Below are 16,137 nucleotides of genomic sequence, written 5' to 3'. Positions count from 1 at the left end.
CACCATGGGCTCGGGCGTGGACAAGCGCGCGCTGGAGCTGTCGGTCTACGACGTGCTGCTGGAGAACGCCAGCGTCAAGGAAGCCGCCGTGCGCTCCGAGGCCGTGGGCTATGACGTGCTGGGCGCCAACCGCGAACTCAGCGGCGCCGAGATCGAGCTGGTCACGCTGGAGCGCCGCAACGAGCGGCTGAAGGGCGCCCTCAGGGCGGCCGATGCCGACTACGACTTCGTGCTCGTGGACTGCCCGCCCAGCCTGTCCATGCTCACCCTGAACGGCCTGTGCGCGGCCCATGGCGTGGTCGTGCCCATGCAGTGCGAGTACTTCGCGCTCGAAGGCCTGACCGACCTGGTCAACACCATCAAGCAGGTGCATGCCAACATGAACCCCGACCTGCAGATCATCGGCCTGCTGCGCGTGATGTTCGACTCGCGCACCACGCTGCAGCAGCAGGTCAGCGACCAGCTCAAGGAGCACTTCGGCGACAAGGTCTTCGACACCGTGATCCCGCGCAATGTGCGCCTGGCCGAGGCGCCCAGCTATGGCGTGCCTGGCGTGGTCTTCGACCCGGGCGCCAAGGGCAGCAAGGCCTTCATCGATTTCGCGCACGAGATGGTGCGCCGCATCAAGAAGATGTAGTCATGCAAGGTTCGACACAACACCCCCTGAGTCGCTTCGCGCCTTCCCCCTCTCCTGCGGGAGGGGGACGACAGCCTCGCTGCGGGGCGGCCCTTGCTTGCTGTCACTGGCCTTGGGTCACGCCGGTTTCATGGGCTGTAGGCGCAACTCAGCGCATTGGTTATTTAAATGGCTGAGCAGACCATGCAAATCGGCGTGACTGCCGAGGACGTCTGGCTGCTGCCCGGCTGGCAGAACTCGGACGCCGGCCACTGGCAAAGCCGCTGGGAGCAGCGCCACGGCTACCGCCGCCTGGAGCAAAACGACTGGGACCGTCCGCTGCGCGGCGACTGGAGCGCCAGGCTGCAGGAGACGGTGCTCGACGCGCCGCGCCCGGTGGTGCTGGTGGCCCACAGTCTGGGCTGCATCCTTGTGGCGTGGTGGGCTGCGCATTCGCCGCTGGCCGCCCGCAAGGTGCGTGGCGCGCTGCTGGTCGCCCCCGGCGATACCGAGCAGCCCCAGCTGCGCGAGCAGCTGCCTGGCTGGTCGCCCGTGATGATGCAGCGCCTGCCGTTTGCCTCCATCGTGGTCGGCAGCAACAACGATATCTATTGCAGCGCGCAGCGCGTGCAGACCCTGGCCGATGCCTGGGGCGCGCGCTTTGTCGATGCAGGGCCTTCGGGCCATCTCAACACGGCCAGCGGGCTGGGCGACTGGGACAGCGGACACGCGCTGTTGGCGTCGCTTTGACAAGGACAACACCATGGTGACCAAGAAACCCAAGGGACTGGGACGCGGACTCGAAGCCCTGCTCGGCCCCAAGGTCCACGACAAGGAAGAGGCCGGCGGCCCCGTGGCCGAGACCGGGCTGCCCAGCATCCTGCAGCTGGACGTGATGGTGCCCGGCCAGTACCAGCCGCGCACCCACATGGACGAGGGCGCGCTCTACGAGCTGGCCGAAAGCATCAAGGCCCAGGGCATCATGCAGCCCATCCTGGTGCGCCGCCTGGCCAAGGGCGACCACGCCGGCAAGTACGAAATCATCGCGGGCGAGCGGCGCTTCCGTGCGGCCCGCATCGCCGGCCTGGCCGAGGTGCCGGTGCTGGTGCGCGAGGTGCCCGACGAGGCCGCCGCCGCCATGGCGCTGATCGAGAACATCCAGCGCGAGGACCTGAACCCGCTGGAAGAGGCCCAGGGCCTGTCGCGCCTGGTCAAGGAATTCGGCCTCACGCACGAGCAGGCGGCCCAGGCCGTGGGACGCTCGCGCAGCGCGGCCACCAACATCCTGCGCCTGCTGAACCTGGCCGACCCGGTGCAGACCATGCTCATGGCCGGCGACATCGACATGGGCCATGCGCGCGCCCTGCTGTCGCTGGACCGCGCGGCCCAGATCACGGCCGGCAACCAGATCGCGGCCAAGAAGCTGTCGGTGCGCGAGGCCGAGGCCCTGGTCAAGAAGATCGGCGCCGACTTCAGCCTGGTGCGCCAGAAGTCCAAGAAGGAAGGCAAGACGCGCGACATCAAGCGCGTGGAGGAAGAGCTGTCCGACCTGCTCATGGCCGATGTCGAGGTGCGCATCAAGAAGTCCGTGCGCCGGGGCGGCAAGCTGCAGGAAATGGGCGAAGTGGCGATCCAGTTCGGCTCGCTCGATGCGCTCAACGGGCTGATCGAACGTTTGCGCGGCGATGCTCCCGAGTGATGACAACAGCTTGTAACCGTCTGTGATCTGTCGTTCTCCAGCAAAGCAGCGCTTTTTCGCGAGGGTGAATCCCGGTATATTTGCGCGCTGTTATGCGGGGTAATTGTGTGTAATCGCTGACTGGCGACGCTGCCAGTGCGTGGACGCCATTGCCCTGGCGCTGATTCACCTAGACCAGACCAAGAGGATTACAACGTGAAGAAGTATCTTGCCCTGACTGCCATCGCCGCCGTGGCGCTGACCGGCTGCGTGACCACCGACATGCGCATGGGTTCGCCGGAAGCCAAGACCGTGGCCACGGGCGCCGCGGGCGGTGCCAGCGCCGAGAACGCCAACACCGAGCTGGAGCGCTGCGATTCCTCGCTGGGCACCATCTCCCTGGTCGAGAACCAGACCGCCGGCTGGTACACCATCCTCACCCAGCAGTACCGCCTGCCGCCCACATCGCAGCTGCTGCGCCTGATGATCCAGCAGTCCAACTGCTTCATCGTCGTGGAACGCGGCGCGGCCGGCATGGGTGCCATGGCGCGTGAACGCGCGCTGATGGACTCGGGCGAAATGCGCGGCGGCAGCAACCTGGGCAAGGGCCAGATGGTGGCCTCCGACTACGGCCTGTCCCCCGAAGTGATCTTCAACCAGAGCGATGCCGGCGGCATGGGCGGCGCCATCGGCGGCCGCGCAGGCGGCATCTTCGGCGCGCTGGCTGCAGCCACCAAGACCCGCGAGGCCTCGGTCATGCTGGCCCTGGTGGACAACCGTTCGGGCGTGCAGGTGTCGGCTTCCGAAGGCTCGTCTTCCAAGACCGACTGGGGCGGCATGGGCGCGCTGTTCGGCGGCTCCGCCGGCGCCTCGCTGGGCGGCTACACGCGCACGGCCGAAGGCAAGGTGATCGCCGCCGCCTTCATGGACGCCTACAACCAGATGGTGCGCGCGCTGCGCAACTACAAGGCACAGACCGTCAAGGGCCAGGGCCTGGGCGGCGGTGGACGCCTGGGCGTGGACGGCGGTGCCGCACCGTCGCAGACATCGGCTCCGGGCGCCAATGCCGCCGGCATGTCGCTGCGCGCCGCGCAGCAAAAGCTCAACGCCCTGGGCTACACCGCAGGCACGCCTGACGGCGCCATGGGCAAGAACACCCAGAACGCCCTGCGCGAATTCCAGCGCGACCAGAGCCTGCCGCAGACCGGCCGCCTCGACCGTGCCACCTCGCAAGCACTGCAACAGCAATAAGCGGCTCCCGGCCGGAGGGCGCGCATGATGCGGCGCCTTCCCTGGCCGGCCCCGGCCCTTCTTGCCTGGGCCGGCGCCTGGCTTGTTTACGCCGCGCTGCAATCGACCCTAGGGCCGCTGGCCGCCTGGCTGGCGGCCTGTTTTTTGGGCGTGCTCGCCAGCCTGCTGGCCACGCCCTGGTGGCGGCGTCTGGCCGTGGCGGCGGGCTTTCCGCTGTCCTGCCTGATGCTGTGGGGACCGGGCGGCCTGGCCGCCATCAGCCCCTGGCTGTGGCTGGCGGCGCTGGGCCTGCTCGCCCTGGTCTACCCGCTCAACGCCTGGCGCGATGCGCCGCTGTTTCCCACGCCCGCCGATGCGCTGCAAGGCCTGGCCGATGCCGCGCCGCTGCCGGACGGCGCGGCCGTGCTCGATGCCGGCTGCGGCCTGGGTGACGGCCTGCGCGCGCTGCGCGGGCAGTACCCGCAGGCGCGGCTCAACGGCATGGAGTGGAGCTGGCCGCTGCGCTGGCTGTGCGCGCTGCGCTGCCCCTGGGCCCGTGTGCGCCGCGCCGATATCTGGCTGGCCGACTGGAGCGGCTACCAGATGGTCTACCTGTTCCAGCGCCCTGAAAGCATGGGCCGTGCAGCCGTCAAGGCCGCCACGGAGCTGCCTGAGGGCGCCTGGCTGGTCAGCCTGGACTTTGCGCTGCCCGGCGTGGAGCCCTCCTGGCAGCGCCAGGGACCGGGCCGGCACAGCCTCTGGGTCTACCGCATGCCGCTGGGCGGTGCCGGCGAGGCCGTGGTGCATGTTCCCGAGCCCGAGGAAACGCCTTACGAAAAGGCCCTGCGGGAGCTGCAGGAACGGCGGTGAGGGGCCGTGCCGCCTACTTCTTCGCGCTGGCCTTGCTTACGTAGAGCGACAGCGCGGCGATCTCGGCCTCGCTGAGCGTGGCCTTGAATGAGGGCATGGCGCCTATGCCGTCGCGCAGGGCACGGGCCACGCGCGCGGCATCGGGCTTGAGCTCGTCGAGCACGGGGCCGATGGCGCCCTCGGCACCCGCGTCCTTGAGCGTGTGGCACAGCGCGCAGGCGGGCGTGGCCGTGGCGAACAGCTTCTTGCCCAGGGCCATCTGGGCCGCTTCATCGGCAAAGGCGGGGGCGCACAGCAGGGCGCTGCCGAGCAAAGTGCCGCCCAGCAGGGCGGTGTGGATCAGGTGTTTCATCGTGAACATGGCAATGGGGGTACGGGCCCGCCACGGTCTGGCGCCGTGTGCGGGAGGTGACGGGGGTGAAGAGAAGGGGGCGGGATGAGCGCGCGGGCCGTGTTCAGGCCACGGTGACGGTCACGGCGTGGTCGGCCCAACTGGTGTTGTTGTAGCCACTCTGGTTTTCGCCGCGCGTCTCGGGCTGGACCCGGCCGCGCGCGTCGGTGGCGCGGCTGGCCAGCACATGCGTGCCCTTGGGCAGGCGCGCCTGCAGCACGAACTGGCGCCAGGCGTACTTGCCCAGGTCGGGGCCGACCAGGCGCGCGGCCTGCCAGCTCTTGCCGCCGTCCGTGGACACCTCCACGCCCTTGACGGCATCCATGCCGCCAAAGGCCACGCCGTGGATCTGCACCAGGCCGGCGGCCTGCCCACCGTCCTCGGGCAGGGGCGAGTTGATCCAGGACTTGACGCTCATCTCCTGCACCGAGGGCTGGCTCGGGTCACCCTTGCTGCCGGGCGGCGAGATGCGGTAGCCGTGGGACATGATGTGGGCCTCGCTCTCGCGCGGCGTGAAGGCCAGCTGCTTGATGTACTTGATGTTGTTCACGCCGGTGTAGCCGGGCACGATCAGGCGCAGCGGCCCGCCATGGGCCAGCGGGATGGGCTCGCCGTTCATCTCCCAGGCCAGCAGCGCGTCTTCCATGGCCGACAGCGGCACCGAGCGCTCGACGATGACGCTCTTGGGGTCCAGCCCCGCAGGCAGCACCTCGCCGCCCGTGCCGGTCATGTAGAGGCCGCCGTCGGCCACGCCGCCCAGGGCCTTGACCACCTCGCGCACGGGCACGCCGCTCCAGACCACGCAGCCGGCCGCACCCACGGTCCAGGCCGTGCCGCTGGGCTTGCTGGGAAAGAAGGCCCGGCCATTGCCCGAGCACTGCAGCACCATGGCCACAGTCTCCAGGCCCAGGGACTTGAGCTCGCGCACGCTGAGGCTGCGGGGCTGGCGCACGCCCTCCACCTGCAGCTGCCAGGCATCGCGGTCGGCCACGATGGATTCGGGCGGTGTGGGCAGGTTGTTGCGCACATAGAGCTGGTCGCTGGGCGTGATCACGCTGGTGCCGAAGGCGCCGCGCCGCGTCTCTATGGTGGTGGAGCTGTGGACGATGAGGGCATCGGCCTTCTTCCAGCCCGCGTAGCCGGGCAGGGGCTTGGCCGCCGGTGCTGCCGCAGCTGCGGGTGCCTGGGCCTGGGCCTGGGCCAGTGCGCCCTGGTGCAGGCCGGCCAGGCCAGCTGCGGCCAGCGCGCTGGCGCTGCCGGCCAGCAGGCTGCGGCGCGCGGGGGAAGTGGGCGATGTCGGCAAGTGGTTCATGGTTGTCTCCTCGTGGTGGTTGTCATGGGGCGTGTCATTGCGTCTCATGGGGCAGGGGGGCCCAGGGCCTTGCTGGCCACGGCCAGGGCCTGTTTCTTCTGGGCTACCAGCACCAGCGGCCGGCCTTCGCGCGAGCGAACGACCTGCCAGTGCATGTTGGCCCACCAGCCCTGGCCATCGGCCAGGCGCTGGGGCTGGTCGAAGGCCAGCACGGTGACGATGCCGCCCTTCTCGAAGAAGGTGGTCAGGTGGTAGGCGCGCGTGCCGTCGATGTCGCAGGGCCGCATCAGCTGGGTGTAGCCGGGCAGCTTCTCGCCGGCCGGCAGGTCCAGGCGGCGCGCCACCTCGGCCTCGGGCATGAAGCTGCCGCGCAGCGTGCGCTCGTAGTACTCATGCTCGATGGCGGCGCGCACCAGCTCGGGCGGGCGCATGGCGAACACGGCGGTGGCGGCCGAGCTGCCCACCAGCAGCGCGGCGATCAGCCGGCGCACGCCGCTGCGCGCATGCCAGGGCGTGTGGCGCAGCAGATGGGCGGGCGGCTCGCCGTGCGGCCCGGGGTCGAAGGCCAGGGCCAGTTCGGCGCGTGCGCGCAGGTCGAAGGCCGATTCGTCGGTCGTGTCCGGGGCAGTCATTTCAAGCCTTGCTATCGGGTGGCGCGCAGCGGGGTGGGGCGCAGCGGGATCACGCTGGCAGTCTCTGGAGCAGGCGCCGGGGCGGCCTGCTCCAGGGCCGCCTTCAGCGCATCGCGGGCGCGTGACAGGCGCGACAGCACCGTGCCCGGCGCAATGTCCAGGGCCTCGGCCATCTGGGCCGTGGGCATGTCGTCGAAGTAATAGAGCACCAGCACTTCGCGGTGGATGGGGGCGATGCGCGACAGCGCCTTGACCACGTCGAGCCGGTCATCCAGCGCCGAAGGCGAGGGGGAGGGGGCGGGATGCTGGTCCAGCGCCTCGTCATCGCTGACCAGATGGGCCGATGGCGCAAGGTGCCGGAAGGCATGGCGGCGCATGATCTGGAACAGCCAGGCCCGCGCCATTGCGGCCTCGCGCAGCTGGTGGCGAAAGCGCCAGGCGCTGGTGAAGCAGTCCTGCACCACGTCCTCGGCCAGCGCGCGCGAGCCGGTCAGCGCCCAGGCGCTGCGCAGCAGGAATCGGTAGTGCTCGCGCACCCACTGGTTGTAGCGCGACTCGGCGGTGGAGATCATGCGGCATAAGAGCACGCAGGGCGCCGCCCTATTCCATGGGCTGGCCTTAGGCAAACCCTATATCGGATCAGCTATCGCGAAGAGGAGGTGGTTCCCAGTCATTCCCTGGTCGGCCGCGATACAGCGCCTGATCCGACCCTGTGGGCAGCGGAGCCGGCCTGCTGCCCGAAGAACCGTGCCGGAGGCATGCCCACCGTGCGGTGCACCATGGCGCTGAAGGCGCTGGGGCTGTATTCCAGCTCGGCCGCGATCTGCTGTATGGGAAGGCCGCGCGCGGCCAGGCTCAGGCCGTGGGCCAGCACGACTTGCTGGCGCCAGGTGGTGAAGCTGCAGCCCAGCTGCTGCTGGAACAGCCGGGCCACGGTGCGCGGGCTGGCGCCGGTGTCTGCCGCCCAGTCGGCCAGGCTCTCGTGCTGGGTGGGGTCGGCCACGACGGCCTCGCAGAGCATGCGCAGCCGCTTGTCCTGGGGCATGTTCACGCCAAGGTGGACTTCGCTGGCGCGGCGCAGTTCTTCCAGCAGCAGGGCGCTCAGATGGTGCTCGCGCTGCAGGGTGGCGGCGTCCGGTGCGGGCTGGTCATCGCTTTGCTTGGGCAGGGCCGTGATCAGCTCGCGCATCAGCGGCGAAACCTCCAGCACGCGGCAGCGTGCCCAGTCCTGCGGGTTGCAGGCCACGCCGCAGGACGGGAGGTCCGGCAGTACGGGGCCCTGGGCCGGATCGTCCTGCAGCACGTAGATGGAGACGAGATCGGCTTCCTCGACCATGGCCACGGCGTGGACCAGGCCGGGCGGAATCCACACGGCCTTGGAGGGTGGGGCGATCAGCGTGCCCTGGGGGGCCGACAGGTGCAGCACGCCGTCCAGCGAGATGGCGATCTGTGCCCAGCTGTGGCTGTGCGGTATGACGCGCGTGCGTGCCGACAGGCGATGCTGCTTGGCGCGCACGGGGCGCTGGGGCGTGGGCACGAACAGGTGCGGATGCAGGGCCTCCACCGGCTCCATCGGCCGGGCCCTGCGCACCGACCGCAGTGCGGCTGCGGGGCAGGTGCTGGGCAGGGTGTCGGCAAGAGTGTCGGCAGGGGTGCCGGGCGTGGAGACAGGCTTTGGCATGTTTGCGATAGAAGTTGGCAGACTATCGCATACAAGACGAAACGCTGCTGCCTAAGATGCGGCCCATGACCGCCTCTTCCTCTTCCATGCCGGACGCCGTGGCGCCGGACCCGCTGCGCAGCGATGTGCGCACCATCGGCCTGATCGGCCTGGCGCATGGTTCCTCGCATTTCTTCCACCTGCTGCTGCCGCCGCTGTTTCCGTGGCTGATCGCCGAGTTCGGCTACAGCTATGCCGAACTCAGCGTGATGGTGTCGCTGTTCTTCGTGGTCTCCGGCGTGGGACAGGCCATGGCCGGCTTTGCCGTGGACCGCTTCGGCGCGCGCCCCATTCTGTTTGCGGCGCTGGGCAGCTTCACCGTGGCGGGCGTGGTCGCCAGCCTGGCGCAGGGCTATGGAATGCTGCTGCTGGCGGCCTTCTTCGCGGGCCTGGGCAATGCGCCCTTCCACCCGGTGGACTTCACCATTCTCAACAAGCGCGTGTCGGCCAAGCGCATCGGCCATGCGTTCTCGGTGCACGGCCTGTCGGGCAATATCGGCTGGGCGCTGGCGCCGCTGTTCATGGCGGGCATCACCACGGCCACGGGCTCGTGGCGCCTGGCCTGCCTGTGCGGCGCGGCCCTGGCCGCCGTCATCCTCACCATCATGGTGCTCAACCGCGAGGCGCTGGACGACCGTGCGGCCGATGCCCAGGCCCCCGCGGCGCGCGCCGCTGCGGCCGCCGTGCCGCAGGAGCATCCCATGGCCTTCCTGAAGCTGCCCTCGGTCTGGCTGTGCTTCTCGTTTTTCTTCTGGAGCACCTGCGCGCTCAGCGCCATCCAGAGCTTTGCCAGCCCCGCCATGCAGTCCATGTACGGACTGCCGCTGAGCGTGACGGCGCTGATCGTCACGGGCTACATGCTCTGCGGCGCGGCAGGCATGCTGGCCGGCGGCTTCCTCGTGGGCCGCGTGCAGCGGCTGGAGAAGGTGATCTCCATCTGCATGCTGGGCTCGGGTGTTGCGCTGTTCCTGGTCGGCACGGGCTGGCTGCCGGCCATGGCGGCCGTGGCCGTGGCCTCCATCGCGGGCCTGGGCACGGGCCTGGCCGGCCCCTCGCGCGACATGCTGATCAAGCGCGCCGCCCCGCCCGGCGCCACGGGCCGCGTCTACGGCACGGTGTATTCGGGCCTGGACCTGGGCTTTTGCCTGGCGGCCCCTGTGTTCGGCTACATGCTGGACCACGGCATGAGCCACGGCGTGTTCTACGGATCGGCCATTGCCCTGGTGCTGAGCGTGGTGTCGGCCGTGGTCGTGGGCGATGGCGTGAGCCGGAAAAGCGGCATGGCGCTGAGCGCGGGCTGATACCGGGTCGCACTCCCCACAAGGCCCCGCAGGCCCAAGCTTGCGGGGCCTTTGCTTTGGGCGCAGAGATGGACAAAACAGGCACGCCAATTGCGTGCGCACTGCGCGGCGCCTGCTATCGTGCAGGCACAACTTTTCAACACAGGAGACCTGTCCATGCGTTCCGCCTTCGCACCGCTTTCCCTCATGTTCCGCAGCGCCCCGCTGGCGCTGGCCCTCGCCATGGCCGGCCTGTCCGGCAGTGCCCTGGCTGCGCCCAAGGCCGATATCCAGGCGCTGGCGCAAAAGCACCAGCAGCCCCTGCTGGACACGCTGCGCGAGCTGGTGCACATCGAGTCGGGCAGCAAGGACATGGAGGGCGTGGAGCAGATCGCCAACTACGTGGCCGGCAAGCTGCGCGAGCAGGGCGGCAAGGTCGAGATCCTGCAGCCCACCGACGTCTACCGGCTGGGTGACACGCCCGAGAAGATCGGCCCCATGGTGCATGCCGAGTTCAAGGGCAAGGGCACCAGCCGCATCATGCTGATCGCCCACATGGACACGGTCTACCTGCGCGGCATGCTCAAGGACCAGCCGTTTCGCATCGACGGCGAGCGCGCCTACGGCCTGGGCATTGCCGACGACAAGCAGGGCGTGGCCCTGATCCTGCACACCGTGGCCATGCTGCGCCAGCTGGGCTTCGACAACTACGGCACGCTGACCGTGCTGATGAACAGCGACGAGGAAATCAGCTCGCCCGGCGCGCGCAGCACCATCACGCGCCTGGGCGCCGAGCAGGATGCGGTCTTCTCGTTCGAAGGTGGCGGCACGGACGGCGGCGTGCGCCTGGCCACCAGCGGCATCGGCGCGGCCTACCTCAAGGTCGAGGGCAAGGCCTCGCACGCGGGCGCCAAGCCCGAGGACGGCGTGAATGCGCTGTACGAGCTGTCGCACCAGCTGCTGCAGATGAAGGACCTGTCCAAGCCCGAGACCGGCCTCAAGCTCAACTGGACCGTGGCCAAGGCCGGCACCAACCGCAACGTCATTCCCGCCGAGGCCACGGCCCAGGCCGACGCCCGCGCGCTGCGCGTGGCCGACTTCACGGCGCTGGAGCAGGCCATGCAGGCCAAGGTGGGCCACAAGCTGCTGGACGCCAGCAAGGTGCAGCTCAAGTTCGAAGTGCGCCGCCCGCCGCTGGAGGCCAACGAGGCCTCGCGCAGCCTGGCCAAACAGGCGCAGACCATCTACAGCGATGAGCTGGGCCTGAAGATGAGCGTGATGGAAAAGGCCACGGGCGGCGGCACCGACGCGGCGTTTGCGGCGCTCAAGGCCAAGGGTGCCGTCATCGAGGGCTTTGGCCTGAGCGGCTACGGTGCGCACTCCAATGATGCGGAGTATGTGCAGCTGAACACCATCGTGCCGCGCCTGTACCTGGCCACGCGCATGATCATGGATCTGTCGAAGTAGCCCCCACGCTCCCCTGCTTCGCATGGTCCGCTGCCTCTGGCCGGGCGCCCCCCGAGGGGGCCGCGTTTCGCCTTGGGGCGGCCCGGCGGCGAAACCTGGCGCACTCTGCAGATGGCGGGGTCAAAAAGCAAAAAAGGGCATGCCTTGCGGCATGCCCTGAAGGCGCATCGTGGAGCGCTCTTTGTCTCTTACTGGGAGCTGATGTTCTTGTCTTTCGCGATCTTGCTCCAGCGCGTGAAGTCGGCATTCAGGCGCGCCTTCATGGCCGCGCCGTCCTGGTAGGTGGCAATGGCGCCTGCGGCCAGCATCTTCTTTTGCAGCTCGGGCTCGGCCAGGATGAGCTTGAGCTCCTGGTTCAGGCGCTGGACCACGGCGGGAGGCGTGTTCAGCGGTGCGATCAGGCCGCCCCAGGTGTCGGCGTCGAAGCCGGGGAAGCCCTGCTCGGCCACCGACTTCACGTTCGGCAGCAGCTGCTTGGCCTTTTGCGAGCTGACGGCAATGGCGCGCAGCTTGCCCGCCTGGATGTGGGGCAGGGCCGCGACCACATCGGCGAACATCACGGCGATCTGGCCGCCGATCAGGTCGGTCACGGCCGGCGCGCTGCCGCGGTAGGGCACGTGCTGCATGTCGAAGCCGCCCAGGTCCTTGAGCTGCTCCATGGACAGGTGGCCGAAGCTGCCCGTGCCCGAGCTGGTGTAGTTCAGCGCGGGCTTGGCCTTCTTGGCGTGCTCGATCAGCTGCTGCAGGTTGGTCACGTCCGGCAGCTCGCGCGGGTTGATGACGATGGCCATGGGCAGGTCATAGACCGTGGCCACGGGCAGGAAGTCCTTGCGCACGTCGTACAGGTTGTTGTTGAACAGCATGGGCGCCAGCAGCGCGGGCATGCCGAACATGGACAGCGAGTAGCCGTCGGGCTGCGACTTGATGAAGGCCGCCGTGCCCACCGAGCCCGAGGCGCCGGGGCGGTTGTCGATGACGATGGTCTGGCCCAGGCGCTCGGTCAGGCGCTGCGCGACGATGCGCGCGGCCGTGTCGGTGGGGCCGCCGGGCGGGAAGGCCACGGTCAGCTTGATCAGCTTGTCGGGCCACTGGCTTTGTGCGCGTGCGGCGGGGGCCAGCGTGGCGATGGCGGTGGCGCAGGCGGCGGAAAGGATCTGGCGGCGCGAGGCCTGGAAGGGGGTGGAAGTCATATGTCTCCTCAAGCGGGAAGGGGTGGAAATGAGAGCCGTGGAGCGGTCTGGGTGGGAACGTCTGCGCGCTCTCAGATGATGTTTTTGGCGCGCAGTGCGGCGCGGGCCTGTTCGTCCAGGCCCAGGCGCTGCTGCAGCACCTCGTCGGTGTGTTCGCCCTGGTGCGGCGGCGGGCGGCGCACGGGCAGGCGCTGGCCGTCCAGCGCATAGGGCGGGGCCAGCACGGACTGGCTGCCGGCCTCGCTGTCCTCGAAGCGGTGCAGCAGGCCGGCGTCGGCCGTGCGCTGCGAGTTCAGGGCCTCGAACAGGCCCAGCACCTCGCCGCAGGGAATCTGCGCGGCCGTCAGGCATTCGAGCAACTGGGCGCGCGTGAAGCGCAGCAGCTCGGCCTGCACCAGCGGCATCAGCAGATCGCGGTTTGCCGAGCGTGCGGTATTGGTGGCAAAGCGCTCGTCGGCGGCCCACTCGGGCTTGGCGATGACGTCGGTGCAAAAGCGCTGGAACTGGCCGTTGTTGCCCACGGTGATGACCAGCGGGCCGTCGGCCGCCTCGAACACGCCGTAGGGCACGATGGACGGATGGGCGTTGCCGAACTTGGGCGGGTCGCCGGCCTTGAGCAAGGCCTCCATGCCGTAGTAGCTGGTGATCATCAGGCCGCAGTCGTACAGGGCCATCTGCACATGGCGGCCGCGCCCGCTGCGCTCGCGCTCGTAGAGCGCCGCCAGGATGGCCTGGGCCGAGTACATGCCCGTGAACATGTCCACGGCGGCCACGCCGAACTTTAGCGGGCCCTGGCCCTGCTCGCCGTTCATGGCCATGATGCCGGACTCGCCCTGCACCACCAGGTCGTAGCCGGGCCGCGTGGCCTCGGGGCCGCTGCGCGAGTAGCCCGAGATGGAGCAGTACACCAGGCGCGGGTTCAACTGCGACAGCTGCTCGTAGCCCAGCCCCAGCTTCTCGGCGCCGCCGACCTTGAAGTTCTGGATGACCACGTCGCTGTCGGCCGCCAGCTCGCGTGCGATGCGCAGGCCCTCTTCGGCCTGCAGGTCCAGCGTGACCGAGCGCTTGTTGCGGTTGGCGCTGTTGAAGTAGGAGGTGTTGCGCTGGCCCACGCGCACGCCCCAGTCGCGCGTGTCGTCGCCGCGGCCCGGGTGCTCGACCTTGACGACATCGGCACCCAGGTCGGCCAGCGCCATGGCACACATGGGTCCGGCCAGCACGCGCGAAAGATCCAGGACGCGCACGCCGTCCAGCGGCAGGGAAGAGGGGAGAGCACTCATGCGAAACCTTGTCGAACCACGAAAACCGCAACGGGCCGGTGATGCCCGGGCAGGCCCGCATTCTTCATTCGTTTATGGACTTTGACAATCGTGCTAAAAAATGGACATTGTGTGTACTGAGGTTTGACAATGGATCTGGGCGGACTGTCCCTGCTGGTGGACATCATCGAAGCCGGCAACCTGAGCCGCGCCGCCGTGCGCCTGGGCATGAGCCGCGCCAACGTCAGCCACCGGCTCAACCAGTTCGAGCGCCAGATCGGCCAGCAGCTGCTGCGCCGCACCACGCGACAGGTCGAGCCCACCGAGCTGGGCCTGCGCCTGTACGCGCATGGACGGGCGATACGCCAGGAGGTCATGGCGGCGGCCGAGTCGGTGGACAGCCTGGGCCAGAGCCTGCAGGGCACCGTGCGGCTGAGCGTGCCCAGCGGCTACGGCCAGCTGCAGATGTCGGGCTGGCTGACGGAGTTCATGCGCATGCACCCGGGCATCACGCTGGAGGTGATCTTCGACAACGACATCGAGGACCTGATGCAGGGCGCCGTGGACTTCGCCGTGCGCGTGATGACCGAGCCGCCCGAAAGCCTGGTGGCCTGCAAGCTCGGCGATGTGCTCTACGAGGCCTGCGCCACGCCGCAGTTCCTGGCGCAGCATGGCCATCCCGACTCGCTGCTGGCGCTCAAGCGCGTGCCGCTGATCACCTCGGCGCTCACGGGCCAGAAGCTGCGCACGGCGGGCATGAACGGCGCCCGGCCCACCGAGCTGCGCATACGCCCGCGCCTGATGTCGCCCAACTTCCATTTCCTGCGCGATGCCGTGCTGCAGGGCCTGGGCGTGGCCGTGGTGCCGCGCTACATGGTGGCGGCCGAACTGGCCAGCGGCGCGCTTGAGCGCCTGCCGCTGCCGCCGGGCAGCCTGGACTTTCTGGCCACGCGCCAGTACCTGCTGTACATGCCGTCCCGCTACCAGACGCGGGCCATCACCACGCTGATCGACTTCCTGCGCGAGAAGGCCGAGGCGGAGGGACTCAGAGGCTGAAGATTTTCCCGGGATTCAGGATGTTCTTCGGGTCCAGCGCCTGCTTGATGGAGCGCATCATCTGCACCGCGCCGTCGCCGGCTTCCTCGCGCAGGAAATTCATCTTGTGGATGCCCACGCCATGCTCGCCCGTGCAGGTGCCGCCCAGCGCAATGGAGCGCGACACCAGCTGGTGGTTGAGCTGCTCGGCGCGCGAGCGCTCGTCCTCGTTGTCCGGGTCGATCAGGTAGCCGAAGTGGAAGTTGCCGTCGCCCACGTGGCCGACGAGGAAGTAGGGAATGCCGCTGTCATCGGCCTCGCGCACCGAGTCCAGCAGCGCATCGGCCAGGCGGCTGATGGGCACGCAGGCGTCGGTGGTGATGCAGCGGCAGCCGGGGCGGCTGGAGACAGCCGCGAAATAGGCGTTGTGGCGGGCCGTGAACAATCGCGTGCGGTCCTCGGGACGCTCGGCCCATTCGAAGGCGTTGCCGCCGAACTCGCCCGCAATGTCCTGCACCATCTCGGCCTGCTCCTTCACGCCCGTGGGCGAGCCGTGGAACTCCATCAGCAGCATGGGCTCCTCGCGCAGCGTGAGCTTGCTGTAGGCATTGACCATGCGCACCGAGTTCACGTCCACCAGCTCCACGCGGGCAATAGGCACGCCCATCTGGATGGTCTGGATCACCGTGCGCACGGCGGCCTCGATGCTGGGGAAGGAGCAGATGGCCGCGCTCACGGCCTCGGGCAGCGGGTACAGGCGCACCGTGATCTCGGTGGCCACGCCCAGCGTGCCCTCGCTGCCCACGATCAGGCGCGTGAGGTCGTAGCCCGCGCTGCTCTTCTTGGCGCGCGTGCCCGTGCGGATGATGTCGCCGCTGGCGGTCACCACTTCCAGCGCCAGCACGTTCTCGCGCATGGTGCCGTAGCGCACGGCATTGGTGCCGCTGGCGCGCGTGGCGGTCATGCCGCCGATGGAGGCATCTGCGCCGGGATCGATGGGGAAGAAGAAGCCCGTGTCCTTGATGGCATCATTGAGCTGCTTGCGCGTGATGCCGGGCTGCACGGTGACCGTCAGGTCCTCGGTGTTGACCGAGAGAATGCGGTTCATGCGGCTCAGGTCCAGGCTGATGCCGCCTTCGACGGCCAGCAGATGGCCTTCGAGCGATGAACCGGCGCCGTAGGGGATGACCGGCACGGCATGCTGGTCGGCCAGCTTCAGCGCGTCCTGCACGTCCTGCGTGCTTTCGGCAAAGACCACGGCCGCAGGCGGGGGCGCCTGGATGGCGCCCTCGTCGCGGCCGTGCTGTTCGCGCACCGCCAAAGCCGTGGAGCACTGGGCGCCGAAACGCTGGGCCAGGGCTTGGAGGAAGGCTTCGGGGATGGAGCGCTGAGCGAAGTCAGGCTGCAGGCGGACGGGGGCGACAGGGGCGTTCATCGGTGTTCTCCAGGGGGAACTG

The 16,137-nt window shown here is 69.0% G+C and carries 16 protein-coding genes; 8 read left to right on the top strand and 8 right to left on the bottom strand.

Annotated elements, in window-relative coordinates; all coding sequences use genetic code 11:
• The 5 genes from PO605_RS16530 to PO605_RS16510 all read left to right on the top strand — a co-directional run.
• Positions 1-637 (top strand): ParA family protein (locus tag PO605_RS16530; protein WP_272206651.1); only part of this gene is annotated, 637 nt, incomplete at its 5' end.
• 168 nt (positions 638-805) lie between these two features.
• Positions 806-1,366 (top strand): RBBP9/YdeN family alpha/beta hydrolase, encoded by a 561-nt coding sequence (locus PO605_RS16525; RefSeq protein WP_272206650.1) that lies wholly within the window; start codon positions 806-808, stop codon positions 1,364-1,366.
• Between the two features lie 13 nt (positions 1,367-1,379).
• Positions 1,380-2,315 carry a ParB/RepB/Spo0J family partition protein gene (locus tag PO605_RS16520; protein WP_047471580.1) on the top strand — a complete coding sequence of 312 codons (936 nt, stop codon included), beginning with the start codon at positions 1,380-1,382 and terminating at the stop codon, positions 2,313-2,315.
• 195 nt (positions 2,316-2,510) lie between these two features.
• Positions 2,511-3,545: a peptidoglycan-binding domain-containing protein gene (locus PO605_RS16515; RefSeq protein WP_016452287.1), complete on the top strand. Its 1,035-nt coding sequence runs from the start codon at positions 2,511-2,513 to the stop codon at positions 3,543-3,545.
• 24 nt (positions 3,546-3,569) lie between these two features.
• Positions 3,570-4,394 (top strand): hypothetical protein, encoded by an 825-nt coding sequence (locus PO605_RS16510; RefSeq protein ID WP_016452286.1) that lies wholly within the window; start codon positions 3,570-3,572, stop codon positions 4,392-4,394.
• 13 nt (positions 4,395-4,407) lie between these two features.
• On the opposite strand, the gene sorU is transcribed toward PO605_RS16510, so the two are convergent.
• From sorU to PO605_RS16485, 5 genes are all read right to left on the bottom strand, one after another.
• Complete coding sequence (gene sorU, locus PO605_RS16505; protein ID WP_047470816.1) at positions 4,408-4,755, bottom strand: SorU family sulfite dehydrogenase c-type cytochrome subunit; 348 nt, start codon at positions 4,753-4,755, stop codon at positions 4,408-4,410.
• Between the two features lie 94 nt (positions 4,756-4,849).
• Positions 4,850-6,097 carry a SorT family sulfite dehydrogenase catalytic subunit gene (sorT, locus tag PO605_RS16500; RefSeq protein ID WP_272206649.1) on the bottom strand — a complete coding sequence of 416 codons (1,248 nt, stop codon included), beginning with the start codon at positions 6,095-6,097 and terminating at the stop codon, positions 4,850-4,852.
• A gap of 44 nt (positions 6,098-6,141) precedes the next feature.
• Complete coding sequence (locus PO605_RS16495) at positions 6,142-6,729, bottom strand: hypothetical protein (RefSeq protein ID WP_070080768.1); 588 nt, start codon at positions 6,727-6,729, stop codon at positions 6,142-6,144.
• An 11-nt stretch (positions 6,730-6,740) separates the two neighbouring features.
• A complete protein-coding gene (locus PO605_RS16490; protein WP_047472170.1) occupies positions 6,741-7,301 on the bottom strand; it encodes an RNA polymerase sigma factor in 561 nt (186 codons plus the stop codon).
• A 98-nt stretch (positions 7,302-7,399) separates the two neighbouring features.
• Positions 7,400-8,410: an AraC family transcriptional regulator gene (locus tag PO605_RS16485; RefSeq protein WP_272206648.1), complete on the bottom strand. Its 1,011-nt coding sequence runs from the start codon at positions 8,408-8,410 to the stop codon at positions 7,400-7,402.
• Positions 8,411-8,475: 65 nt separating this feature from the next.
• Between PO605_RS16485 and PO605_RS16480 the strand changes: the two genes are divergently transcribed.
• Together PO605_RS16480 and PO605_RS16475 are read left to right on the top strand one after the other, a co-directional pair.
• On the top strand, positions 8,476-9,750 hold the full coding sequence (locus PO605_RS16480) for an MFS transporter (protein WP_016452281.1): 1,275 nt from the start codon (positions 8,476-8,478) through the stop codon (positions 9,748-9,750).
• A gap of 156 nt (positions 9,751-9,906) precedes the next feature.
• Positions 9,907-11,196, top strand: a complete 1,290-nt coding sequence (locus PO605_RS16475) for a M20/M25/M40 family metallo-hydrolase (RefSeq protein ID WP_016452280.1) — start codon at positions 9,907-9,909, stop codon at positions 11,194-11,196.
• A 188-nt stretch (positions 11,197-11,384) separates the two neighbouring features.
• On the opposite strand, the gene PO605_RS16470 is transcribed toward PO605_RS16475, so the two are convergent.
• Positions 11,385-12,386: a Bug family tripartite tricarboxylate transporter substrate binding protein gene (locus PO605_RS16470; RefSeq protein ID WP_013799975.1), complete on the bottom strand. Its 1,002-nt coding sequence runs from the start codon at positions 12,384-12,386 to the stop codon at positions 11,385-11,387.
• Positions 12,387-12,457: 71 nt separating this feature from the next.
• Positions 12,458-13,666: a CaiB/BaiF CoA transferase family protein gene (locus PO605_RS16465; RefSeq protein ID WP_013799976.1), complete on the bottom strand. Its 1,209-nt coding sequence runs from the start codon at positions 13,664-13,666 to the stop codon at positions 12,458-12,460.
• A gap of 129 nt (positions 13,667-13,795) precedes the next feature.
• On the opposite strand from PO605_RS16465, the gene PO605_RS16460 reads away from it, so the two are divergent.
• Positions 13,796-14,701: a LysR family transcriptional regulator gene (locus PO605_RS16460; RefSeq protein WP_016452279.1), complete on the top strand. Its 906-nt coding sequence runs from the start codon at positions 13,796-13,798 to the stop codon at positions 14,699-14,701.
• On the opposite strand, the gene PO605_RS16455 is transcribed toward PO605_RS16460, so the two are convergent.
• Positions 14,691-16,115: an FAD-binding oxidoreductase gene (locus PO605_RS16455; protein ID WP_272206647.1), complete on the bottom strand. Its 1,425-nt coding sequence runs from the start codon at positions 16,113-16,115 to the stop codon at positions 14,691-14,693. The genes PO605_RS16460 and PO605_RS16455 overlap by 11 nt on opposite strands.
• Between the last annotated feature and the right edge of the window lie 22 nt (positions 16,116-16,137).

Source organism: Delftia sp. DT-2 (assembly GCF_028401915.1).
Classification (GTDB): Bacteria; Pseudomonadota; Gammaproteobacteria; order Burkholderiales; family Burkholderiaceae_C; genus Comamonas; species Comamonas tsuruhatensis.
This window is presented reverse-complemented; position numbering and strand designations above follow the sequence as displayed.

Excerpts from the sequence above, each read along its gene's own strand:
- PO605_RS16525 (WP_272206650.1), top strand. The coding sequence starts at position 806 with ATGGCTGAGCAGACCATGCAAATCGGCGTGACTGCCGAGGACGTCTGG.
- PO605_RS16520 (WP_047471580.1), top strand. The coding sequence starts at position 1,380 with ATGGTGACCAAGAAACCCAAGGGACTGGGACGCGGACTCGAAGCCCTG.
- PO605_RS16510 (WP_016452286.1), top strand. The coding sequence starts at position 3,570 with ATGATGCGGCGCCTTCCCTGGCCGGCCCCGGCCCTTCTTGCCTGGGCC.
- sorU (WP_047470816.1), bottom strand. The coding sequence starts at position 4,755 with ATGTTCACGATGAAACACCTGATCCACACCGCCCTGCTGGGCGGCACT.
- sorT (WP_272206649.1), bottom strand. The coding sequence starts at position 6,097 with ATGAACCACTTGCCGACATCGCCCACTTCCCCCGCGCGCCGCAGCCTG.
- PO605_RS16495 (WP_070080768.1), bottom strand. The coding sequence starts at position 6,729 with ATGACTGCCCCGGACACGACCGACGAATCGGCCTTCGACCTGCGCGCA.
- PO605_RS16490 (WP_047472170.1), bottom strand. The coding sequence starts at position 7,301 with ATGATCTCCACCGCCGAGTCGCGCTACAACCAGTGGGTGCGCGAGCAC.
- PO605_RS16485 (WP_272206648.1), bottom strand. The coding sequence starts at position 8,410 with ATGCCAAAGCCTGTCTCCACGCCCGGCACCCCTGCCGACACTCTTGCC.
- PO605_RS16480 (WP_016452281.1), top strand. The coding sequence starts at position 8,476 with ATGACCGCCTCTTCCTCTTCCATGCCGGACGCCGTGGCGCCGGACCCG.
- PO605_RS16475 (WP_016452280.1), top strand. The coding sequence starts at position 9,907 with ATGCGTTCCGCCTTCGCACCGCTTTCCCTCATGTTCCGCAGCGCCCCG.
- PO605_RS16470 (WP_013799975.1), bottom strand. The coding sequence starts at position 12,386 with ATGACTTCCACCCCCTTCCAGGCCTCGCGCCGCCAGATCCTTTCCGCC.
- PO605_RS16465 (WP_013799976.1), bottom strand. The coding sequence starts at position 13,666 with ATGAGTGCTCTCCCCTCTTCCCTGCCGCTGGACGGCGTGCGCGTCCTG.
- PO605_RS16460 (WP_016452279.1), top strand. The coding sequence starts at position 13,796 with ATGGATCTGGGCGGACTGTCCCTGCTGGTGGACATCATCGAAGCCGGC.
- PO605_RS16455 (WP_272206647.1), bottom strand. The coding sequence starts at position 16,115 with ATGAACGCCCCTGTCGCCCCCGTCCGCCTGCAGCCTGACTTCGCTCAG.